Annotated in this window: 19 protein-coding genes; 8 read left to right on the forward strand and 11 right to left on the reverse strand. The window is 53.7% G+C overall.

What is annotated here, in order from left to right; genetic code table 11:
* Nucleotides 1-114: 114 nt before the first annotated feature.
* From U2W12_RS07995 to glnE, 5 genes are all read right to left on the reverse strand, one after another.
* The gene (locus U2W12_RS07995) at nt 115-555 is read right to left on the reverse strand and encodes a hypothetical protein (protein ID WP_326500146.1); all 441 of its coding nucleotides are present in this window, start codon (nt 553-555) and stop codon (nt 115-117) included.
* Between the two features lie 94 nt (nt 556-649).
* Complete coding sequence (locus U2W12_RS08000; RefSeq protein ID WP_326500147.1) at nt 650-1390, reverse strand: hypothetical protein; 741 nt, start codon at nt 1388-1390, stop codon at nt 650-652.
* Nucleotides 1391-1538: 148 nt separating this feature from the next.
* The gene (locus tag U2W12_RS08005) at nt 1539-2249 is read right to left on the reverse strand and encodes a hypothetical protein (RefSeq protein WP_326500148.1); all 711 of its coding nucleotides are present in this window, start codon (nt 2247-2249) and stop codon (nt 1539-1541) included.
* A gap of 322 nt (nt 2250-2571) precedes the next feature.
* Nucleotides 2572-3603 (reverse strand): hypothetical protein, encoded by a 1032-nt coding sequence (locus U2W12_RS08010; RefSeq protein ID WP_326500149.1) that lies wholly within the window; start codon nt 3601-3603, stop codon nt 2572-2574.
* A 1153-nt stretch (nt 3604-4756) separates the two neighbouring features.
* Nucleotides 4757-7612: a bifunctional [glutamate--ammonia ligase]-adenylyl-L-tyrosine phosphorylase/[glutamate--ammonia-ligase] adenylyltransferase gene (gene glnE, locus U2W12_RS08015; protein WP_326500150.1), complete on the reverse strand. Its 2856-nt coding sequence runs from the start codon at nt 7610-7612 to the stop codon at nt 4757-4759.
* 109 nt (nt 7613-7721) lie between these two features.
* Here glnE and U2W12_RS08020 point away from each other — a divergent pair, with 109 nt between their 5' ends.
* From U2W12_RS08020 to U2W12_RS08050, 7 genes are all read left to right on the forward strand, one after another.
* The gene (locus tag U2W12_RS08020; RefSeq protein ID WP_326500151.1) at nt 7722-8093 is read left to right on the forward strand and encodes an Hpt domain-containing protein; all 372 of its coding nucleotides are present in this window, start codon (nt 7722-7724) and stop codon (nt 8091-8093) included.
* A gap of 60 nt (nt 8094-8153) precedes the next feature.
* Nucleotides 8154-8483, forward strand: coding sequence for an exosortase system-associated protein, TIGR04073 family (locus tag U2W12_RS08025; protein WP_326500152.1), 330 nt, complete (start codon nt 8154-8156; stop codon nt 8481-8483).
* 300 nt (nt 8484-8783) lie between these two features.
* On the forward strand, nt 8784-9287 hold the full coding sequence (locus tag U2W12_RS08030; RefSeq protein WP_326500153.1) for a DUF1269 domain-containing protein: 504 nt from the start codon (nt 8784-8786) through the stop codon (nt 9285-9287).
* 126 nt (nt 9288-9413) lie between these two features.
* Nucleotides 9414-10190, forward strand: coding sequence for a pentapeptide repeat-containing protein (locus U2W12_RS08035; protein WP_326500154.1), 777 nt, complete (start codon nt 9414-9416; stop codon nt 10188-10190).
* Nucleotides 10191-10327: 137 nt separating this feature from the next.
* Nucleotides 10328-12367 carry an oligopeptidase A gene (gene prlC / locus U2W12_RS08040; RefSeq protein WP_326500155.1) on the forward strand — a complete coding sequence of 680 codons (2040 nt, stop codon included), beginning with the start codon at nt 10328-10330 and terminating at the stop codon, nt 12365-12367.
* Between the two features lie 149 nt (nt 12368-12516).
* Nucleotides 12517-12996 carry a pantetheine-phosphate adenylyltransferase gene (gene coaD / locus U2W12_RS08045; protein WP_326500156.1) on the forward strand — a complete coding sequence of 160 codons (480 nt, stop codon included), beginning with the start codon at nt 12517-12519 and terminating at the stop codon, nt 12994-12996.
* Between the two features lie 20 nt (nt 12997-13016).
* Nucleotides 13017-13262 carry a YfhL family 4Fe-4S dicluster ferredoxin gene (locus U2W12_RS08050; RefSeq protein WP_326500157.1) on the forward strand — a complete coding sequence of 82 codons (246 nt, stop codon included), beginning with the start codon at nt 13017-13019 and terminating at the stop codon, nt 13260-13262.
* A 161-nt stretch (nt 13263-13423) separates the two neighbouring features.
* Here U2W12_RS08050 and U2W12_RS08055 read toward each other — a convergent pair whose 3' ends face one another.
* From U2W12_RS08055 to U2W12_RS08080, 6 genes are all read right to left on the reverse strand, one after another.
* Nucleotides 13424-14008, reverse strand: a complete 585-nt coding sequence (locus U2W12_RS08055) for a Uma2 family endonuclease (protein WP_326500158.1) — start codon at nt 14006-14008, stop codon at nt 13424-13426.
* A gap of 101 nt (nt 14009-14109) precedes the next feature.
* On the reverse strand, nt 14110-14892 hold the full coding sequence (locus tag U2W12_RS08060; RefSeq protein WP_326500159.1) for a TIM barrel protein: 783 nt from the start codon (nt 14890-14892) through the stop codon (nt 14110-14112).
* Nucleotides 14892-15770, reverse strand: coding sequence for an NAD(P)-dependent oxidoreductase (locus U2W12_RS08065; protein WP_326500160.1), 879 nt, complete (start codon nt 15768-15770; stop codon nt 14892-14894). Before U2W12_RS08065 ends, U2W12_RS08060 begins: the two co-directional genes overlap by 1 nt.
* A 27-nt stretch (nt 15771-15797) precedes the next feature.
* Nucleotides 15798-18029 carry a DNA topoisomerase IV subunit A gene (gene parC / locus U2W12_RS08070; protein WP_326500161.1) on the reverse strand — a complete coding sequence of 744 codons (2232 nt, stop codon included), beginning with the start codon at nt 18027-18029 and terminating at the stop codon, nt 15798-15800.
* On the reverse strand, nt 18030-18527 hold the full coding sequence (locus U2W12_RS08075; RefSeq protein WP_326500162.1) for an acyl-CoA thioesterase: 498 nt from the start codon (nt 18525-18527) through the stop codon (nt 18030-18032). It abuts the gene before it with no gap.
* Nucleotides 18528-18641: 114 nt separating this feature from the next.
* Nucleotides 18642-19964, reverse strand: coding sequence for a UDP-glucose/GDP-mannose dehydrogenase family protein (locus tag U2W12_RS08080; RefSeq protein WP_326500163.1), 1323 nt, complete (start codon nt 19962-19964; stop codon nt 18642-18644).
* A gap of 113 nt (nt 19965-20077) precedes the next feature.
* Here U2W12_RS08080 and U2W12_RS08085 point away from each other — a divergent pair, with 113 nt between their 5' ends.
* Complete coding sequence (locus U2W12_RS08085; protein WP_326500164.1) at nt 20078-22189, forward strand: bifunctional (p)ppGpp synthetase/guanosine-3',5'-bis(diphosphate) 3'-pyrophosphohydrolase; 2112 nt, start codon at nt 20078-20080, stop codon at nt 22187-22189.
* Nucleotides 22190-22340 lie beyond the last annotated feature (151 nt).

Consider the following 22340-nt stretch of genomic DNA (forward strand, 5'->3'; position numbering starts at 1 on the left):
TTACTTTCAGACTGGCGCTGGTTCGTTAATCTTTTTAACCGCGGGTTAAGGCAGGTTTTTGTTTCGATGCCGTGGCCTCATGCGGCGAGAAGATAAGCCAGACACCATCAAGACTCATTGATTTTGCAGGGGCAGAATATCGGTGCCTGTATGATTGCCATGACTATCCTGACAATGGTACTCCAGCGAGTAACTCGCCTTTCCCGCCGCGCTTTTATCAATGACAATCGTGTACGTATCGTTGTTACCCGGTTTCACGACCTGAAGCTCGGGGCTATAGTTTTCATCCCCGCCAACACGGTCCGTCGTGCTCATGGCGAGATCGTCATTGATCACTTGAGCGCTTACCGGCGGCGAAGCCGGAATCACACTCTTAATTTCAAAGAAAAGCTGATAAGGTTTACCACCGCCATCATCAAAACAGGAAACTTGATATACATCGGTAGCCGAGGCCCCTGCATTCAGCGTTCCACCCTGATCATGCGCAATCCCGATAGAAGAGTATGCAATTGCGGCATGGACAAAAAGCCATCGCCATGTTTTAACATTTTTCATAAAACCTCGTTCCGCCCGTTAACTTGCGTAAACAAAAATCATCAAAAACAAAAGGGTTGATATATGCAAACCGTAGGCCGGCACACCTGTTTGCTCATGGAGCAGGAAACTGTTTAATAAGCAGCGGCGTCTCGGTCGCTGTTTCACTGTTCTGTAAATTCCGGCAACTGTATTGAAGCGAATAATCCCTTGAATTGTCCTGACTTTTATCAAACGCGGTATTATCAACCAAAACCGTATAGTCGCCACTCCCTCCCGGCAAATTGACTTCATCGCTGTAGAAGTCATCTCCATTTTGATCTGTCGCGTTCGTTGCCAAACTGCCTTTAATGACCTGCGCATTCAGCGCGACTTTTGCGGGGTCGACCGTGGTATTGGTAAATTTGACATAGAGTTTGGTCGTTTCGCCGGTAGTTTTGCTCTTACCGCATGCCACCGAAAATTTGCTGGTTTTTTTGTTTTTTATTTTCTTGGCTAGGGTGCGCGCCACAGCGGGCGCGGTCAATTGATCGGCGTCATTCAGACAGTGATATTCGACCGAAAACGTCTGCGGCGTCAGGATATCCAGGTTAGTTCCACTTGTATCCACGGAAATTTTATAGCTTCCTTTTCCTGCGGCAACGGATAGTTCGGTTTTTTCCCCTGGCGCAATTGCAAAGGCTTCTTGAGGCTGATAACCCTTTTTGGTGATATTCACATGAAGGAGTTGCGGATCGATTGCGCTGGGCGGCAATGGCGTCGTGTCGATGACTTTGACGTTCAGATGGTCGGTATCTGGAGCGCCGCAGTTGATCCGAAATAAGTCGGTAGCCCCAATCGCATTTTTGCTTGTCATGGGCACTTCAAAAGCGAAAGCGCTTCCGCCTAATCCGACAAATAAGGACATTGCCGCAAAAACATTTCTTTTAGTTGAATTATTCATAACAAACCATCTTCTTTAATTAATTCGCAATAACTAGCGATTATCCGACGTTTCCGGCGGATCACCAAAAATGCGGGATACCCAAATTGATGTCGATTTCAGCAGCGGTCGGCGTGATTGTCATTTCCGTCCCTCCATTGCAAGCAATATCCAGTGGGTTGTTAATGAGGTCACGATGAACAACCAGCACTGGCGGCTCGCCGACGCCATCGATTCCTTGCGCCGCTCCCTCGGTCGCGTAAGTTGAGCCATTGTCGGGAATCCACAGATTCACCTTTCCGGCCCTGTTCTTGGGATTGCTTCTATCACAAATATCGGCCACTGCAAGTTCGATGTTGAGCGTCTTGACGCAGGATGAGCCAAGGAACTTGGGGGAGGAGAACTCGAAAGGCACACGGCCCTGGCTGGTGGGCGAAAGGCGCCCCCCTTTGGAATAAAACCCGATTACGCCGCCTTGAGCATTTAGCTTTTCATCTTGGAGGTTAAAGATATCTTTGTTCTGAATCGTGTCGATGAGACCCGCGAGGCTGCCCGGATTCATAACGCCGCTAAGATCGGCTTGCGGGAACACCACGCTTTGAGCGATTACCGGCTTGGACTTGCCCCCAGGAACTTCGCAGCCATGCCCAATTTTCAGGGCATTGTCAGCTTGCGTACCTTCTTGCGCGGATGATTGCACTTCAGTGTGAGCAAAAGCAACTTGTCCGCCTGCAAATAGCGAAATGATTTGCAAGCAAAAAGCGATAGCCCTGTATGTTCTTGTATTTAGCATGGATATACCTTATGGGTATCGTATTACAATCAACGGCGAAGAAATCCTGCCGAGGTTACTATCATTTTGGATAACAAATTCGCAAGTTTAACATATTGCAATTTTACATTTACCCCTTGTTTTAGTCCATTTAGTCAAATTATCCGTTCAAACGATTGCTCTTTGGCGTTGACGATATCCGATAGTAAAATGCAGCAGCGGGTTACCCGCTGTTGCATTTTACTAAGCCGGGGCATTTAGAAAAACTCCATTCCCGTGATGCCCCTTTCAATGAGACCAGCTGACGCACTGGACTGCTGTATCCCATCGGCGTTTATCTAAATTACGGCTGCGGCCAAAACGCCGGACCGGTCGCACCGGTAGGATATTTACCTTTCGGGATGTTCAGATATTTATCGATATCGGTGCCTTTCGGTTCGATCACCACGTCGTACTGATTCGCCGGATCCGCGCAGGCGCCTTGGAAAGGGTTGTTGGTGGTATCGCGAAGTACCGTGAACGACGGCCAGAAATCCGTGCCTGGCGAGGCATCGATAGTCGCCTGGCTGTTCGGCATGATCAATGGGTTGGCGGTCATGTTGAAAATTGCACTGTCCGTATAAGAACCGACCCACGCATCCATCCGGTCAGGATTCTTGTCGCTTTTAGGACCTTTCAGACACCAGTTGCCAACCGCGACCCGCACAACGAGACTTTTTGCGCAGGAGGTGGATTTGAATTTGGGAATCGTATGCTTGAACGTGGACAACCCGGTCGTGCTGATTACATCTTCTTCAAGCGGAGCCACCTGCGAGTCATATTTGGTTGGGCCGTTATAAACCGCATAACCCCTGGTAATGCCTGTACCGTCAATTTTGGGTATGATGACGTTGCCGAACAAATTCGGACTCACCAGGCCGAGACCGAAGTTATTAAACGCCTGACCCGCAACGGCGCCTTGAATATCGTCGGAAAGATCGTTCGGACTGGCAATCGCGCCACCGGCGCTGCCGATCGGGCTGGCAACGGGCGTTCCGACCAGCGTTTTTCCGCTGATCGAACCGGCCGCATACCGAAAGATTCTCACGTCAGAGGAATTCGTCGAATTCGGAAATACCGCCGCCTGGCCGATTACATTCAGATGAACCGCCGGAGTGCCTTCGGCAACGTCATTCGTCAAACAACCGTGTGTGATCGTAAACGCATTATAGACCGTGGAGGAAAACGCCGTAGCGGAACTCAGCCCTGTGTTGCCCATACCCTCAAGGAATACCTTGTCTTTAATGCCGGTGTGCGCATAAGCCATTTGACCCGCACCGCACATCATCGCCGCCAAAGAACAGAGACGCATCGCTTGTATTGATTTTTTTTTCATTCGCTCTCCAAATTTATTAATTTTTTTTCGTATCCACTTAGCAAAAAAGCCCCAAACGCCATTTCCAAAGGGAAAAGAAACCGGCCTTCCGCTGTATTGTTTCGATTTTTCTTGCTTTAAGCGATCCTAGCGTGACAACCGCAAAGCACTCTTTTGCCGTTTTCGCCCATTCGGAATCGTCTAGCCCATACATGAAGCACCAACCATGCCAAGAAGGCTACCGCCAAGGCAAACACATATCGAACTTCACAAATGCAGCAACCCGGCTTATTTGGTGAAAACGCATCTCATTTGCAAAAAATATGTGTGATTTTAAAGGCTTATAATAAAATTCATAATCATTATTTAAGAATTGTCGTCTAGTTCCAACAGAACTTTCATCCCCTCAGGGAATCCGATATTCGAGTACTAAAAGGCAACCCTTTTCCCGAATCTATCGGAAGGAAAAATGCAAATACGTCATTTCGCACAATAAACGTGTGTTAAATAACATAGTTTAATTAAACTACTCAGGCTCTCGCCATACTCTTTTTTACGGACTTTGCTAAGTAGGAACGCGACGAGACTCTGTAAAAAAACCCAGAACCGCCGCATTGCACGACGTTCCTGGGTTGAAGACATTGATCAAGGTGGATTCACCTTAATGCAATGAAACAGCCTCGGGTAAAGATTTTGAGAGAGGAGAAAACCATTGCCGTAACAATCCGGAGTGTGATGTCAAAAAGCAATTGTTTAATCAATTTGATCCTGAGCCAGAATAACCAGCGAGCAACATACCGGCAGCATTCCAGTCTGTATACAAGATCACATAGGCATAAGCACATATCATGCCAGAGTTCTCCAACAAACTTAGTTACGGTTGGCAGCACCAAAAAAACCACAATTCATTGATATAAAAAATAAATACCATGAATGGCCAACATAAAGAGCACTTGCTGAGCCTCACTATCGACCCTAAATTAAAGACACTAAACAAGGAGTCACTCAGCCCTTTCACGACCAAATAAGTCAAATGACACACATTTCATATTAAACTTTCCTCAAGCACGACAAGCTTTGCAAACATCATCAGTGAAGACAGCCATCCGCCACAGAATTGGCCGTGTCAAATAACACCGTTTAATTAACGCAAAATCCCATAACTTTCTGCCTACTACGCCTCCACGATTTTGTCCCACAACGCCCCAACCTTTTCACTCAGGACGGCGGTTTCGGCTGAATCGATCACGGCGGGACCATCCCGCAACACTTGCTTGTGCCCGTAATCGCGATAGGCACAATAAGCGGTTTTTAGGGTTTCCGCGCTTTCCCTGGAGATAAAGCCCACATTGGCAAGACCATCCAATTGCCTGATATTGTCGGTATAAGTCGTCAAAGCCGGAAATTTTGCCGCCTGACTCAGCACACCGTATTGGACGATGAACTCGATGTCGGCGATGCCGCCCCGGCTTTGTTTCAAGTCGAATTTGCCGGCGTCCTTCGTCGCCAGCCCGGCGCGCATTTTTTCGCGCATGTCGCGAACTTCTTTTTTCAACGCATCGGCATCCCTCGGCAGACTTAGGATCATGTGCCGCACGGCCTCGTATTTTTCTTTCAGCTTCGGGTCCCCGGCGATGAAACGCCCCCGAACGAGTGCCTGATGCTCCCAGGTCCAAGCCTGATTTTTCTGATAGTCTTCATAGCCGTTGATATGGCAGACCAACAGGCCGGAGTCGCCGTTAGGCCGCAGCCGCATATCCACTTCGTACAGCACGCCGGACAACATCCGGGTGTCGAGAATATGCCGGACCCTTTGCCCCAGCCGGCCGTAGAACTGGGCCGTTGAAATCGGCTTGTCGCCAGAGGTCGAAGCATGGCCGTCCAGGCAGTCATAAATAAATACCAGATCGAGATCCGAGCCATAACCGAGCTCGATGCCGCCGAACTTGCCGAGGCCGATCACCGCAAAACCGCTATGAACACCGTCGCTGCCGGGAGGCTTGCCGTACTTTTGCACGAGCGCCAACCAGGCGCGTTCGACGACTTTTTCGACGATGCTTTCGGCGATATAGGTCAGATAATCGCTGACCACCATCAACGGAATCGCTCCCATCAGGTCCGCCGCCACAACCTTCAATACCCGCTGCTGTTTGAACTGGCGCAGCAAAATCATCGTCTGCTCGAGTTCCTCGGCATCGACCGATTGCAACAACCAATCCAACTGCTCGGTAAGGTCCGTTTTCTTTAGCGGGGCAAACAGCGACCGCGCATCGATCAGTTCATCGAACACCACCGGATAATGCGCCAGATAGCGGCAAATCCAGGGGCTGGCCGCGGCCAGCCGAAGCAACAGCGCCAAGGCTTGGGGGTTTTCGGACAACAAGGCCAGATAAACCGTCCTGCCGGCGACTGCGGTAAAAATGTCCAGCACGCGTTTGAAAACCTCATCGGGCCGATCAAACTCCCGCATCGCGTCCAACACTTGCGGCATCAGGCGGTCCAACACGCCGGCGCCTTTCGCGGTTAGGCGCCGCACCGCCGCGGAATCCCTAAACGTGTCGAGGTTGTCGAGCGCCGCTTCCACATCGGCAAAACCGAATGCCTTGAGCCATTCGGCATCATCGCTGTCGCTATTCCAACTCGGCCTGCCGTTTGCTTGGGTGCTTTCCTGCTTCGTCAACGAAAAAACCTGGCCGAACACCTCGTGCACGGCGTTTCTGACCCGGTCCAGTTCCTGCTTGAACGCATCCCAGCCGGCGAAGCCGAGCGAATGCGCCAGCGCGGCCCGCGCCTGCGAAGAGGCCGGCAAATCGTGAGTCTGTTTGTCCTGATATTGCTGGATGTGGTTTTCGACGACGCGCAGAAACACATAAGAATGCTGTAGCTGCTCGGCATCTTCCGTAGTCAACAGATGCAATTCGCCGAGGCGTTTCAGCACATCCTGAATGCCGCGCATTTGCAGCGATTTTTCCTTGCCGCCGCGAATCAATTGAAAAGCCTGGCCGATAAACTCGATTTCGCGGATGCCGCCCGGGCCCAGCTTGACGTTCTCCATGCGGTCCTTACGTTTCAATTCCTGGGTGATCTGCTGTTTCAACGCCCGCAGTTCCTCGAACGCGCCGTAATCGAGATAGCGGCGATACACAAAAGATTGCAGCATCGCCATCAACTGTTTGCCGGCTTCAAAATCGCCGGCGACCTGGCGCGCCTTGATCATCGCATAGCGCTCCCATTCGCGCGCCTGGGTCAGATAATAGTTTTCCATGCCGTCGAAGGTCATGATCACCGCGCCGCTGTCGCCATACGGCCGAAGTCTGATATCTGTGCGAAACACGAAACCATCGACTGTAATCTCGTCGAGCACCCTGACCAGACTTTGGCAGAGGCGGGTGAAAAACTCGCTGTAACTGGTCTCTTTGCGATCCTGAAGCATGCCCTCCTCCGGAAACGCGAAAATAAGATCGATGTCTGACGAATAATTCAATTCATACGCACCGAGTTTGCCCATGCCGAGCACGATGATCTGCTGCGGGCTGCCGTCTTTTAACAACGGCGTGCCGCGTTTTTCGGTCGCCTGCCGATAAAGAAAATCGAGCGCATAGCGGATGCAGGCATCCGCGAGCAGCGACAAATCCATCAACGTTTCGCCGAGATTCGACCAGCCGGCCAGATCGCGCCAGGCGATGCGGACCATCTCGCGGCGGCGGAATTGCCGAAGCGCGGTCATCAACGCGCTTTCGGAATCGACGATCAACGCATTCAGCCTGTCCTGGCACTCATTGGCCCCATAGGCGCGCGTCAAATCGCCGGAATCGATCAGCGCAATCAGCAGGTCCGGGCTTTTACAGCATTCTTCGGCCACAAACGGACTGGCGCACCAGACCTTGACCAACGCCTCGGCAAACTCGGGCGACCGAGGCAATTCAAGATTCATCGCGGCGAGACGCTCGGTCCACTTGTGCAAATGTGCGGCTACCGTTTCTTGCAGTTCGGCCGGCGCGGCAGCCAGTGCGGTTTTGAAATGATTCATTGATGAGTCGATGCGGTGGTCTTTCAAACCGGACATAATAACCATAAAATAGTTAATCGAGTAGGGTGAGCAGCGCTTTTTTGCCCGCATTGATTTAAAGGCCGCAACCATGCACGATAACAACGAGACTCCGGATTACCTACAGATGATTTTGACCAGGACACGCAACGACATGCGCCTGGCGTTTACGATATTCTCACAGTTATTTGCGGAACTTCCGGAACAACTGGACGGCATTCAAGATGCGCTGAATCGGCGGCAATACGATCTTGCCCGGCAAATTACGCATAAGCTGCACGGATCGATGAGTTTTTGCGGGATCGAGAATATCCGGAAACAGGCGGAACATCTTGAACAGTGTTTAGTCAACAAAAATTATGATGCGATCAACCGCTATTGGTTTCAGCTTCAACAATGCGCTCTTGATTTTACCAAGCAGCAGCAGACGTTGCTTTCCGGTTTATCCGGGGATAATGTTTAGTTGCGGATTATTTAGCCGATATCATTTATCATTCGGCATCACACCATGGGAGGATAGTAAATGAACACATTACGCTTTTATTTGACGGTTGCCATCGCCGCTCTATCGCTAGGCACCGCAGCCAACGCCAATGCGGACAATAGCTCGGCAGGCAAATTCGGCCGCGGACTGGCCGGCATGACCTGCGGCTTTCTCGAAATTCCAGGCAATATCGTGCAGGAGACGCGCAAAAGCGGCGCGATCGGCTTTCCGATTGGATTGGCGATGGGATTAGGCATGACGGTCACCCGCGAACTGGTCGGCGTTTACGAGTTCGTCTCCGCGCCTTTTCCGGTGCCGGCGGGTTTCAGGCCGATATTAAGACCCGAATATCCTTGGGATTATTTCTAATCGATCGCTCAAAGGCATCATTTCGGTTGGCGCAAGGCAGATCCGATCGCGCCAACCCTTCCGATTCAATACGCTAATTCCTGATATTCCGTTTCAAACCCGGCGCACGCCTTTCTGCACAGACCGTCATGACCGGTTTTACCGGCCAACACCAAGCCTTCCCTCTCGAATTTAATGCGTTAACAATGAACCTGGCATTAGGGGATCAGTCCAATCGTCAAGGAAATCATCTGGGCAGCCCGCAGCCAAATTAGATGACGAGACTGGTTTTTAACCCATCGAAATAAAGAGGGTAACGCGATGAGACGCATCTACTTTTTAGCGCCGGATATCAAAACGACGCACAAAATTGTCAACGAACTCCACCAAGAAGGCTTCGAGGACAACCATATCCACATACTCGCCAAGCGGGACACACCGCTGGAAGACCTGCCGGAAGCATCCATGCTGCAGAAAACCGATTTTATCCCCGCCCTGGAACGTGGCGTCGTCCTGGGAGGTTCCGCCGGATTGTTGGCGGGAGTGGCGGCCTTGGCCTATTCGGGATTTGTAATTGCCGGCGGGCCGATCTTGGGTGTGATCATGGCGGGCGCCACGATAGGCTCGCTGATGGGCGGTCTGGCCGGCATGAATTCAGGCAATTCGAAACTCAAACAATTCGAAAAAGCGATCGAAAAAGGTGAACTGCTGGTGTTGGTCGACATTCCGATGGGTCGTATCGTCGAGATCACCGAAAAAATATCCAAACATCACCCGACCGCCGAATATGAAGGTATTGAGCCGATTTTGCCCTTGAAATATTGAGCATCCAGGCGATAGTAGCCATCGGAAGAGGTGTGGAATCGCTTCGCATTCGCGGTTGCAATCCGGCGCATCCGGCGCTAGAGTTGCCCACGGAATCAATTTCTCACTTCTCTGGAGTTTGCCGATATGAATATCCGATATGTGTGGTCCGGACTGCTGGCGCTTTGCTTTTGCGGAACGGTTGTTGCGGCCGATTTTGACCGCGCCGAGGTTGAAAAACGGCTCGCCGCGGCCGGCAAAAATCATCCCGCCGAATTACGGCGCAAGGATTTGACCGGGCTGGATTTATCCCATCTGGATTTTCGGAGTGCGGACTTATGGGGCGCCGATCTGCGCCGGGCGAATTTGAGCCACAGCAATTTATCGAGACTGAATCTGGATTTGACCGTGATGACCCAAATCAATTTGTCCGGGGCCGACCTGTCCAACACCAGTATTTTCGGCGTATCGATCATGAACGCCGATCTCAGCAATGCCAATCTGGCTGGCAGCCGCATCATTGCGAATCTGGATAGATCCAATCTGAGCCATGCCAATCTGGCGCATGCGAATTGGGGCGCGGACATGAAGAATCAGCCAATGGGGCTGATGCGGGTCAGTTTGAATAACGTCAATCTAGCGGGCGCCGATCTGAGCCATGCCGATCTGAGCCGTGCATTGATGCGGCATGCGAATTTGCGCGGCAGCCTGCTGAAAAGCGCCGTGCTGTTCGGTGTCGATTTATCCGGCGCGGACTTGACCGGCGCCGATTTGAGCGGCGCCGATCTGTCCGGCAGCCATCTCGAAGACGCCGATTTGACCGGCGCCAATCTGACAGGAACCAAATTGACCGGCATCGGCAACAAGTCCACGATCAAGGGACTGGATGCGGCAAAAAATTTTCAATCGGCGATTTTTGATTAAAACCAAAAGCTCAATCGGCATCAAAAAAATGCATTGGCCGAAGAAATCGCTGCCGAAAGAGCGCTGATCGCCAATACGGCAAATTTCAGCATGCTGCCTTATAATGGCGCGAAACCGCTTTCATCACAGGACACCCCATGAGCAATCCATTATTGGCCGCGACCGAACTGCCGCTGTTTTCCCAAATTCAACCCGAGCACATCGAACCTGCGATCGACCAGTTACTGGCCGAGGCGCGCGCGACAGTTGAAAATTGCCTGACCGCAACGAGCGATTACACCTGGAAAAATCTGGTCGAGCCGATCGAAAACGCCGAAGATCGGCTCAGTAAGGCTTGGTCGCCGGTCAGCCACATGAATTCAGTGCTCAATAGCGACGCTCTCCGCGAAGCCTACAACGCCTGCCTGCCGAAACTCAGCGCTTATGCGACCGAGATGGGACAAAACGAGGCCTTGTTTAAAGCTTACAAGGCGATCGAAGGCAGCGCCGAGTATCCTACGCTCGATATTGCCCAACAAAAAATCATTCAAAACGCACTGCGCGATTTCCATTTGTCCGGCATCGATCTCGATGCTGAAAAAAAACTGCGCTACAAGGAAATCAGCCAGGAATTATCCCAACTTGCGAGCAGTTTTGAAGAAAACGTACTCGACGCAACCAACGCCTGGTCGAAATTGATCATGAATGAACTCGACCTGACCGGCCTGCCCGCTTCGGCCTTGGCCGGAGCCCGGCAAACCGCCGAGCAAAACGGACAGGAAGGCTGGATGATCACGCTGCAATTTCCGTCTTATCACGCGGTGATGACTTATGCGGATAACCGCGAACTGCGCCGCGAGCATTATGAAGCCTACGCGACCCGCGCCTCCGATCAAGGTCCGAATGCGGGACAGTGGGACAACAGCGAAAGCATGGAAAAGATTCTCGCGCTGCGCCATGAAAAAGCGCGCCTCCTCGGTTTCGACAATTTTGCCGAGTTGTCGCTGGCGACCAAGATGGCCGACAAACCCGATGATGTGATGGGTTTTCTTGAAGACCTTGCCGACAAATCCTGGCGGCAGGCGCGCAGGGATTTGGCCGAACTGCGCGAATTCGCCCAAAACTATTACGGCGTGAACGACCTGCAAACCTGGGACATCAGTTATTTTTCCGAGAAAATGCGCCAGCATTTTTATCAATTATCGCAAGAGGAAGTAAAAGCTTATTTCCCGGTCACCAAAGTCCTGCCCGGCCTGTTCGCGGTGGTCGAAAAACTGTATGGTTTACAAATTTCCGAGATTCAGGACTTCGACACCTGGCACCCCGATGTGCGCTTTTTCGAAATTACCGACCAGAATGGCGATCTGCGCGGCAAGTTCTACATCGACCTGTATGCGCGCCCGAAAAAACGCGGCGGCGCCTGGATGGACGATTGCGTCGGCCGCAAAAAAATCGACGGCTCTGTGCAAACGCCGGTCGCCTATCTGACCTGCAACTTCACCCCACCCACTGGAAATGAACCCGCGCTGTTGACGCACGACGAAGTCACGACGCTGTTTCACGAGTTCGGACACGGCCTGCAACATATGCTGACCCGCGTCGACCACCTCGGCGTATCGGGCATCAACGGCGTCGAATGGGACGCGGTCGAATTGCCGAGCCAGTTCATGGAAAACTGGTGCTGGGAAAAAGACGCGCTGGCCTTGATGTCCGGCCATTATCAAACCGGAGAACCCTTGCCCGATGCGTTGTTCGACAAGATGATCGCGGCGAAGAATTTTCAGGCCGGCATGCTGATGGTACGGCAACTCGAATTCAGTCTGTTCGATTTCCGCATACACCGCGACTATGATCCAAATAAGGGCGGGCGCATCTACGAAACCCTGAACCAGGTTCGAGCACAGGTCTCGGTCGTACAGCCGCCGGCCTTCAATCGCTTCGCGCACGGTTTCTCGCACATTTTCGCGGGCGGCTATGCGGCCGGCTATTACAGCTATAAATGGGCGGAAGTGTTGTCCAGCGACGCGTTTTCGCTGTTCGAGGAAAAAGGCATTTTCGACCCGGCAACCGGCAATGCGTTTTTGACCCAGATTCTGGAAAAAGGCGGCAGCGAAGACGCGATGGACTTGTTCGTCAAATTCCGGGGCCGCAAGCCGACAATCGACGCGCTGCTCAGACATAACGGCATTGCCGCGTAATGTTGAGGTCCCATGAATGGACGCGAACTGTCCATTCATGGAGCGGGATACCGCCTTCCTCACGCGCATGAGGTCCTGGCTTCAAAAACGCCAATTCCGTTGAGCGGCAACTTGGGTTAAAATCGCGGATTTTAAAATCCCCACTCCCCATGAAAATCACCGCGATTTACCCCGGCACCTTCGACCCGATCACGATCGGGCATCTGGATTTGATTGCCAGGGCGTCCCGTCTTTACGACGGGATCATCGTCGCAGTCGCGCTGAACAAAGGCAAGACGCCCTTATTTTCGATGGCCGAACGGGTCGAGCTTGCCACTGCGGTCACCACCGAATTTCCGAATGTCGAGGTCAGCGGTTTCGATACCTTGTTGGTCGAATTCGCCCGGAAGAAAGGCGCCAATGTGATATTACGAGGCTTGCGCGCGGTCTCCGATTTTGAATACGAATTTCAACTGGCCGGCATGAACCGCCGCCTGGCGCCGGAACTCGAAACGGTGTTTTTAACCCCGGCCGAGCAATATGAATTTATTTCATCCAGCATGATCAGAGAGATAGCACAACTGAAAGGGGATGTATCGAGCTTCGTACCCGAGTTGGTGCATCAGCGTTTAATCGAAAAATTTAGTTAAAAGCAGGAGAAGTAACCGACATGGCTCTTAAAATCGACGACGAATGCATCAATTGCGATGTCTGCGAGCCGGAATGCCCAAACGGCGCCATTTCCCAAGGCGAGGAGTTTTATGTGATCGACCCGGAGCTGTGCACCGAATGCGTCGGCCATTACGGCGAGCCGCAATGCATGGCGGTCTGTCCGGTCGATTGCATCGACAAGGATCCCGCGCACCCGGAGAACAAGGAGTCTTTGTATCAAAAATATCTGAAATTGACTGCTTAAGAAGTCCCAGCCATGTAGGGGGCGCATTGCGCCCCTTTTTTGATGTCAAATCACGACAAAAACTTTGGCAACCGAGTAGATACACAGAACTATTGAATGGTGCGCGGTGCGCACCCTACTCAAAATCATAATTTTTATAGAGGAAAAGCCCTACCTGCTTTTCATTTTACATTCGGCTGCCTGGCCTCCGGTGCCCACAAATCATCCAACTGCAAAGTCACTTCTTCAAACGGTACCGCACGCACGGCATCGTCGTCCTTCCAGGTGCCTTCGAGCAACCAATGGCCGTCGGATAAACTGTACACTTCCAGCGTGCGAATATCGGGGTCGAGCAGCCAGAGCCAGTTGACCAGTTGCGCGGCGTAAAGCGGCATTTTGACGGCGCGGTCGGTGCGCGCGGTGCCGGGCGATAGCACTTCGCAGGCCCAGTCGGGAGCTAGGCTGAAATAGGCCTCGTCGGGCAGCGTCGGCATGCGTTCCCGCCGCCAGCCGGCGAGGTCGGGAACCAGAATATGCGGTCCCAAATGCAGTTCCGGCTCGTCCATGATCCACCAGCCGCCGGGGCCGCCGCGTCCGTATTGAAACGGATCGCCGAATTTCATGCCAAGGCCGGAACTCGCCAAAGCATGTTTGGGCGCCGGCCGGGGTTGGGTGATCAGTTGGCCGTGGATGATTTCGCCGATCAGATGGTCGGGCAAATCGAAGAGGTCTTCGTAGGTCGCGATGCGCTGCGCGGGCTGGTTCATGGTCTGCCTCGAATGACGATGCGGTATCGATGAATTTATCTTAACGCGTTCGTTCCGTTTAAGATAGCCATGTAGAATGTATCGCGTACCGTTTTGGGGGATTACCGATTATCGTAATGATTGAACCAGCCAAGAGTTGTCGAAGTTGCCCCGCTAGGCTTGTATTCGGCCCCGGTCCAGCCGTCATAGCCGGATTGGTCGATCGCCGAAAATAGCGCCGCCCAATCGGCGGTTCCGGTGCCGGGCTGGCCGCGGCCAGGACAATCCGCGAACTGAATATGGCCAATGCGCCGGGCATGCCGCAGGATAAACTCGGCTGGTTTCTCGCTCATCCTGAGCATGTGGTAGATGTCGTATTGCAGGAAAATATCGGACCGTTGCAGTTCGTCCTGAACCGCCAGCATCTTCGCGCCGGTATCGACGATGAAACCCGGCATGTCGAGGCTGTTGATCGCTTCAAATACCGTCTTGATGCCTAAGGGCGAGAACGCATCGGCGGCCAGGCCAAGATTCTGTTTGAAGGTGCTCAGATATTCAGTCTGGCGCGCTGAATCGAGGCAGCGGCCAGGTAATACATTAACCGCGTCGGGCCGCAACACCTTTGCATAGTCTACAGCCAGCGCCAGCGCTTCTCGAAACATCCCCTGTTTTTCCGGCACGCAGGCCAGCCCTTCGCCGCCCAGCAACAAATCATCGGCCGGCACATTGAACAGGACCAGTCGCAGATCCTGCTCGACCAATTTCCGCCGAATCGTCTCCACGTCGAGGTCATACGGAAACTGAATCTCGGCGGCCTTAAAACCTGCTGCACGCGCGGCCTCGAAGCGGTCGATCAGATCGACTTCGGTAAACAGCATGCTCAGGTTCGCGGAGAAACGCGGCATTAGTCGTGCCGGTAAAGTTTGATCAGGGTTGCCGGGTCCTGCTCCAGATAGCCTTTGCTGCCATGCAGTTGCATCAGCTGCGCGGCGAGGCTCGACATCGGCAGCGCCTGGTCGAGTTGTCTGGCCAAGTCGGTCGCCATCCGCAAATCCTTCAACAAGGTCTTGACCCGCCATTTGACCGGCTCGAAAAGTTCGAGCGCCATTTCGGGTCCCGCGATCTGCAAGGGCTTCGAGTCGGCGAAGCCGCCGGCCAGCGCGGCCGGGATCTTTTCCGCGTCGACGCCGGCCTCCTTGGCCAGCGCGATCATTTCGGCGATCACCAGCATGTTGCAGCTGACGATCATCTGATTGCAGATCTTGGTGGTCTGGCCGCTGCCGACCGGGCCCATGTGGGTCAACTGTTTATACAACGGTTTCAGCACCCGGCGCGCGGTATCGATATGCTCGGGGCGGCCGCCCGCCATGATCGCGAGCGTGCCTTGTTCCGCACCGCTAACTCCGCCCGAGACCGGTGCATCGACCCAGCCCATGTCGCATTTTTCGTGCAGCAGGGCCGCAAATTCCCTCGTTTTGTTCGGATCGATGCTGGACAGGTCGATCACCAGCTTACCCGGCGCGCCGTGATCGATGATGCCCTGATGCAGTGCCCATTCGACCGCCTGGGTGTCGGCCAGACAGGTGATCACCACATCGGAAGCGCGCACCAGTTGGGCAATGCTCGCGCTAGCCTCCGCGCCGGCCACGACGACGGGTTGGAGTTTCTCCGGGCTGCGGTTCCAGGCCTTGACCCGAAAGCCGTGCTGCAAAAGCCTCAAGGTCAGCGGCTTGCCCATCAGGCCGATGCCGATGAAGCCGAGTGTCGGGTTGGTTTCAGCCATCGAAGCCACCTTGCCCACCATTTTCGGTCATTCGGCCTCCATCGCATCGACCCGCTGAAAGCCTCGCGGCAGATGCAGGCCGCGTTTCGCGCGCGCGCCCGAATAGTGTTCGATGTCCGCTCCCTTCAGGGTCAACGGCCGTTTGCCGGCAAGGATTTTCAACTGGCCGCCTTCGGGCAGAGCGGCGACCGCAATCACGGCGTCCTTGCCGCCCGCAAGATCGTCCGCAGGAATCTGGATCAGTTTGTTGCCCTTGCCTTTGACCAGTTCAGGCAGTTCCTGCGCCGGAAAGATCAGCAGCCGCCCCTGCAGGGTCACGACCGCGAGCCTGTCGGATTCGCTGCGAAGTTCGGCGGGCCTGATCACTTTGGCGCCTTCGGGCAAGGTCAGCAGGACTTTCCCTGCCTTGTTCTTGCTATACAGTTCCTTCAACTGCACCCGGAAGCCATAGCCGTAATCGCTTGCGACCAGATACCAATCGTCGGGATTGCCGGCCAGTAGGTGTGCGAACAGCGCGCCAGGCGGCGGATTCAGGCGGCCGGTCAACGGTTCGCCCTGGGTTCTGGCCGACGGCAGATCGTGCGTGGTCGTGCTGTAGGCGCGACCGGTCGAATCGAGCAGATAAACCGGCTGCGTCGAGCGGCATTTGACCGCTTCCAAAAAACCGTCTCCAGCGCGGTAGTTCAAGCTCTCGACATCGAAATCATGGCCTTTTGCGGCCCTGATCCAGCCTTTTTGCGACAGGATCACGGTCAACGGTTCATTGTTGATCAGTTGCGTCGTTTCCATCGCCTGCGCGGCTTCGCGCTCGACGATCGGGGAACGGCGGTCGTCGCCATATTTTTCCGCGTCGCGTTCGAGCTCCTTGCGAATCAACCGGTTCAGAAGGCGCGGCGAGCCCAATGTTTTTTCAAGCGCGGCGCGCTCCGCTTGCAGTTCGTCCTGTTCGCCGCGGATTTTCATTTCCTCGAGCTTGGCGAGATAACGCAGCTTCAGCTCCAATATTGCCTCGGCCTGAATATCGCTAATGCCGAATCGTTCCATCAGCACCGGTTTCGGATGCTCTTCCTGGCGAATGATCGCGATCACCTCGTCGATATTCAGATAGGCGATCAAGAGGCCTTCGAGAATGTGCAGGCGCGCCAACACCTTGTCCAGGCGATGCTGCAAGCGTTTTCTGACCGTCTCGGTGCGGAAGGCCAGCCATTCGACCAGAATCTCGCGCAAATCCCTGACCCTAGGCCGGTTGTCCAGGCCGATCATGTTCATATTGACCCGATAGCTTTTTTCGAGATCGGTGGTCGCGAACAGATGCGACATTACCGCCTCGGTATCGGTGCGTTTCGATTTCGGAATCACCAACAGGCGGGTCGGATTCTCGTGATCGGACTCGTCCCTTAAATCTTCGATCATCGGCAGTTTTTTCGCGAGCATTTGCGCGGCGATCTGCTCCATCAGCTTGGAGCCGGAGACCTGATACGGCAGCGCGGTGATCACGATAGTGCCGTCTTCGACTTCGTATTTCGCGCGCATCTTGATCGAGCCGCCGCCGTTGATATACATCTTGCGAATGTCGTCTTTCGAGGAGACGATTTCGGCCTCGGTCGGATAATCGGGGCCTTGGATGCGTTCAAGAAGCTGCTCGAGCGTGCTGTCCGGCTCGTCGAGCAGCAGGATACAGGCGGCCGCGACCTCCCTTAGATTGTGCGGCGGAATGTCGGTCGCCATGCCGACCGCTATGCCCATCGTGCCGTTCAGCAGCACATTCGGCAGCCTGGCCGGCAACAGTTCCGGCTCTTTCAACGTGCCGTCGAAATTGTCGGTCCATTCGACCGTGCCCTGCCCAAGTTCGCTAAGCAAGGTCTGCGCGTATTGGGTCAGGCGCGATTCGGTGTAACGCATCGCCGCGAACGATTTCGGATCGTCGGGCGATCCCCAATTGCCCTGGCCGTCGATCAGCGGATAACGGTACGAAAAATTCTGCGCCATCAACACCATTGCTTCGTAGCAGGCCGAATCGCCGTGCGGATGGTATTTACCGAGCACGTCGCCGACCGTGCGCGCGGATTTTTTATATTTGGCCAGCGCGGTCAGGCCGAGTTCCGACATTGCATAGACGATGCGGCGTTGCACCGGCTTCAGACCGTCGGCGATGTGTGGCAACGCCCGGTCCAGGATCACATACATCGAATAATCGAGGTAAGCTTTCTCGGCGAACTCCTTCAGCGGCAGTTGTTCGAAATTGTCCTGCAAACCCACTTAGAGCAGTCCCTCCGGCAGATCGACGCGAATAGCGCGGTTTTTTTCGAGTAATTCCTCGCGGCATTTTTTGCGCTGTTCCGCATCCTTGAACAGTTGTTTTTCGATATCGGTTTCGAGAATTAATTGGGGTACTTCGATACTGTGTCCATGGCCATCGATTGCGACCATCGTAAAGTAGCAAGAGGTCGTATGCCGCTTTTCGTGCGTGGTCAAGTTTTCGGCGACCACTTTGATGCCGACTTCCATCGACGAGCGCCCGACATGATTCACGTGCGCATAGAACGTGACCAGATCGCCGACATTGATGTTTTCCTTGAAAAACACCTGGTCGAGGGCGGCCGTTACGACATAGTTTTTACAATATTTCGCCGCGCAGGCATAGGCCACCTGATCGAGCATTTTCAACAACGAGCCGCCATGCACGTTGCCGGCGAAATTGGCCATGTCCGGCGTCATCAGCACGGTCATCGCGAGGGATTTTTCTTGTTTAGTCATTTGAGCGTTACGTAGTTGGGTTCTTCCGAAGAAATGAATGGCAGCATGCGGGCTGGACGGCTGGAAAGGGTACGCACAGCGTACCCTGCATGAGTTTAATCATAACAGCATTTTTTAAGGTCTGCCTATCGCATAATAGGCCAATCCGCTGCGGCGCACAAACTCCGGTTCGTACATGTTGCGGCCGTCGAAAATGACCTTGTCGCGTAGCGCGCGGCCGAGGGCATCGAAATCGGGGCTTCTGAATTCCTTCCATTCGGTGACGATGGCCAGCGCATCGGCATTCTCCAAGGCGTTTTGAGGCGATGTGCATAGTCTCAAATGCGGATTATCGTCGTAAATCCGCTTGGCTTCGACGAGCGCTTCGGGATCATAGGCCTGCACGGTAGCGCCGGCCCGGCAAAGGTTTTCGATCACGACCCGGCTCGGCGCCTCGCGCATGTCGTCGGTGTCGGGCTTGAAGGCGAGCCCCCAGAGCGCAATCACCTTGCCTTCGAGTTCGCCCTGATAATGTCGGCTGATTTTTTCGAACAAGCGATTTTTTTGTCGGCTGTTCACGTTTTCAACCGCGTTCAGCAATTCGGCATGATAGCCCAGTTCTTTCGCGGTACGCTCCAACGCCTTTACATCCTTCGGGAAACAGGAGCCGCCATAGCCGCAGCCCGGGTAGATGAAGCTGTAGCCGATCCGGCTGTCCGAACCGATACCCTGACGTACCTGCTCGATATCCGCGCCCAGATATTCGGCCAGATTCGCGAGTTCGTTCATGAAGCTGATTTTGGTCGCGAGCATCGCATTCGCCGCATATTTGGTCAATTCGGCCGAACGCACGTCCATCGTGATGATCCGCTCGCGACTGCGGTTGAACGGCGCATACAGTGCTTTCAGCAATTCCGCGGTGCGCGGATTGTCCACGCCGATGATGATCCGGTCGGGACGCATAAAATCGTTCAGCGCCGCGCCTTCCTTCAAAAACTCGGGATTCGAGACCACGTCGAATTCGATCTTCTCGCCGCGTTTCGCCAGCACGTCCTCGATCCGGGCCTTGACCTTGTCGGCGGTGCCCACCGGCACGGTCGATTTGTCGACCACGACCCGATATTCGTTCATGTGTTCGGCGATGCTCTCCGCAACAGCCAACACATAGCGCAAATCGGCCGAGCCGTCTTCATCGGGCGGGGTGCCGACCGCGATGAATTGAAACACGCCGTGCGCGACCGCTTCCTTTGCATCGGAAGTAAATTTGAGGCGCCCCGAAGCCTGATTTTCCTTTACCATCGCGTCGAGACCCGGTTCAAAGATGGGAATGATGCCCTGCTGCAATTTGGCCACCTTATTCTCATCAATATCCATACAAATCACATGGTTGCCGACATCCGCCATACAGGCGCCCGTCACCAGGCCAACATAACCGCTACCGAACACTGTAATTTTCATTTTATTCGTTTTATCATTGGTAAAGAAATTGACTAAACTGGCGAAGCCGCCTGCTTAATCCCCCCGATCATCTAGCCAAGAGCCCGCGCGGCCTTTCTTGCATTTTCCGTACGATGACGAAAAAAAACGATCCCAACAAATCACTGCTAGACGGGTTTTCCGAAGTTGACCGTGAACAGATCAACCATGCGCTTGCCGTCATCGCCCAAATTCCCGACGATCCTGAGTATCACCGTCCAAAGGGGTATGAAGTGGCGGCTATTTTAACGGATTTTCATGTCGATCTGAAAACCACGCTAGCAGCTATTTTAAGCGATCCTCGACTGGGCGCACTGAAACCTCGTCCGGACATTGCCGGCCGCTTTGGCGCAACGGTCGACTCCTTGGTCAACGATGTCAACTGGTTGAACAAATTGTCCGTTTATACGCCCGAGATGACGCATCAGCCGAACCAGACCGAAATCCTGCGCCGGATGCTGCTGTCGATGACGCACGACGTGCGCGCGGTGCTAATCAAACTGGCTTATCGAATCAAACGGCTGCGCAATCTCGCTAAGGAATCGGAAGAAATGCGCCATTTCATCGCCCGCGAAACGCTCGACATTTATTCGCCGATCGCGAACCGGATGGGGATTCATCAGTTCAAATGGGAACTTGAAGACCTGGCGTTCCGTTATCTGGAACCGCAAGTTTATAAAAGCATCGCGAAGTCTCTCGCCGATAAACGAGTAGAGCGCGAACGCTGCGTGGACCAGTTCATCGCGCAATTGCAATCCGCTCTGAGCCAGGAAGGCATGGGCGCCGAAGTCTACGGCCGCCCGAAACATATCTATAGTATCTGGAAAAAGATGCAGCGCAAGCAGTTAGGCATCGACGAGCTTTACGATCTGTTAGCGGTGCGCGTGATCGTGGCTAACCTAACCCAATGCTACACCGCGCTCGGCATCGTGCATAGCCTGTGGCAGACGATTCCGAAGGAATTCGACGATTATATCGCCAATCCGAAGGAAAACGGCTACCAGTCGCTGCATACCGTGATCATCGACACCGACGGCAATCGAATCGAGGTGCAGATTCGCACGCGCGAAATGCACGAGTTCGCTGAAATGGGAGTCGCCGCGCACTGGTCGTACAAGGAAGGCGGCAAGCACAACGCCGCGATCGAAAAAAACATCGCGTCCTTGCGCAAGCTACTGGAAGAAAAAGACGCCGACGAAACGCTGGCCGAAGGCTTGAAAAGCGAATTGTTTTCGGACCGCGTTTATGTGTTGACTCCGGCCGGAAAACTGATCGATCTGATCAAAGGCTCCACGCCGCTCGATTTCGCCTATGCGATTCACACCGAAATAGGCCATCGCTGCCGCGGCGCCAAAGTGAACGGACGTATCACGCCGTTGACATATGTCTTGAAGTCGGGCGAACAGATCGAAATCCTGACCGCGAAAGAAGGCGGCCCGAATCATAACTGGATCGATCCGAACCTCGGCTATCTGAAATCTCCGCATGCGATCGGCCGGGTCAAGAGCTGGTTCAAAAATCAGCAAATGACGCAGAACATCGCGACCGGCAAGACGATTTTGGACAGGGAAGTACAACGGCTCGGCGTAAAACTGGTCAATCTGAACGATCTGACCAAGCATTTCAAGCAACCGGAGAAGGACAAACTGCTCGAAGCGATTGGCCGTGGCGACATCACCAGCCGCCAACTTGCCGCATTTTTCAAAATCCCCGAGCTGGAAGTTCCGACTAGGGTCCAGCAAAAAAAGCAGACCCCGAAATCAGCGGTGACGGTTGCTGGCATCGATCATGTGCTGACCTCGTTCGCGCACTGCTGCTCGCCGGTGCAGGGCGACGACATCATCGGCTATATCTCGCACAAAAAAGGCATCATCGTTCATCGCAGCAATTGCGAGAATATTTTGCAATTGAGCCCCGAAAAGCAGACGCAATTGATTCAGGTCGAATGGGGCAGCGACAAATCCTATTATTCGGTGCCGATCGTCATTCATGCACAAAGCGCGAAAGACTTATTGAACAACGTGACTCAGGTGTTGGCGCACTCGAAAATTCATATCTCGAATGCGTCATTGAATACGCATCCCGATTTTTCGGCCGACCTGAATCTGACCATTCAAATCGAAAATATCGGCCAGTTGAGCCAGATATTGAACCGGATCGGGTGTTTGCCGAATATTGTCGAGGTCAAGCGCAAGCAGGCAGGCTAAAGGCGGAAGTAAAAAACGGCAAGTCCCTCGCTCCCCAATGCCGTTAAGTTAAGAAGAAAGCTCCCTCTCCTGCTGGAGAGGGTTGGGGTGAGGAGGATCAAAAATAAGGAAAAATACTTTATTTTGATCCCCTCATCCCAGCCTTCTCCCG

The organism is Methylomicrobium sp. Wu6 (genome assembly GCF_035916875.1).
In the GTDB taxonomy this organism is placed as follows: domain Bacteria; phylum Pseudomonadota; class Gammaproteobacteria; order Methylococcales; family Methylomonadaceae; genus Methylomicrobium.

Excerpts from the sequence above, each read along its gene's own strand:
- U2W12_RS07995 (WP_326500146.1), bottom strand. The coding sequence starts at position 555 with ATGAAAAATGTTAAAACATGGCGATGGCTTTTTGTCCATGCCGCAATT.
- U2W12_RS08000 (WP_326500147.1), bottom strand. The coding sequence starts at position 1,390 with ATGACAAGCAAAAATGCGATTGGGGCTACCGACTTATTTCGGATCAAC.
- U2W12_RS08005 (WP_326500148.1), bottom strand. The coding sequence starts at position 2,249 with ATGCTAAATACAAGAACATACAGGGCTATCGCTTTTTGCTTGCAAATC.
- U2W12_RS08010 (WP_326500149.1), bottom strand. The coding sequence starts at position 3,603 with ATGAAAAAAAAATCAATACAAGCGATGCGTCTCTGTTCTTTGGCGGCG.
- glnE (WP_326500150.1), bottom strand. The coding sequence starts at position 7,612 with ATGAATCATTTCAAAACCGCACTGGCTGCCGCGCCGGCCGAACTGCAA.
- U2W12_RS08020 (WP_326500151.1), top strand. The coding sequence starts at position 7,722 with ATGCACGATAACAACGAGACTCCGGATTACCTACAGATGATTTTGACC.
- U2W12_RS08025 (WP_326500152.1), top strand. The coding sequence starts at position 8,154 with ATGAACACATTACGCTTTTATTTGACGGTTGCCATCGCCGCTCTATCG.
- U2W12_RS08030 (WP_326500153.1), top strand. The coding sequence starts at position 8,784 with ATGAGACGCATCTACTTTTTAGCGCCGGATATCAAAACGACGCACAAA.
- U2W12_RS08035 (WP_326500154.1), top strand. The coding sequence starts at position 9,414 with ATGAATATCCGATATGTGTGGTCCGGACTGCTGGCGCTTTGCTTTTGC.
- prlC (WP_326500155.1), top strand. The coding sequence starts at position 10,328 with ATGAGCAATCCATTATTGGCCGCGACCGAACTGCCGCTGTTTTCCCAA.
- coaD (WP_326500156.1), top strand. The coding sequence starts at position 12,517 with ATGAAAATCACCGCGATTTACCCCGGCACCTTCGACCCGATCACGATC.
- U2W12_RS08050 (WP_326500157.1), top strand. The coding sequence starts at position 13,017 with ATGGCTCTTAAAATCGACGACGAATGCATCAATTGCGATGTCTGCGAG.
- U2W12_RS08055 (WP_326500158.1), bottom strand. The coding sequence starts at position 14,008 with ATGAACCAGCCCGCGCAGCGCATCGCGACCTACGAAGACCTCTTCGAT.
- U2W12_RS08060 (WP_326500159.1), bottom strand. The coding sequence starts at position 14,892 with ATGCCGCGTTTCTCCGCGAACCTGAGCATGCTGTTTACCGAAGTCGAT.
- U2W12_RS08065 (WP_326500160.1), bottom strand. The coding sequence starts at position 15,770 with ATGGCTGAAACCAACCCGACACTCGGCTTCATCGGCATCGGCCTGATG.
- U2W12_RS08075 (WP_326500162.1), bottom strand. The coding sequence starts at position 18,527 with ATGACTAAACAAGAAAAATCCCTCGCGATGACCGTGCTGATGACGCCG.
- U2W12_RS08080 (WP_326500163.1), bottom strand. The coding sequence starts at position 19,964 with ATGAAAATTACAGTGTTCGGTAGCGGTTATGTTGGCCTGGTGACGGGC.
- U2W12_RS08085 (WP_326500164.1), top strand. The coding sequence starts at position 20,078 with ATGACGAAAAAAAACGATCCCAACAAATCACTGCTAGACGGGTTTTCC.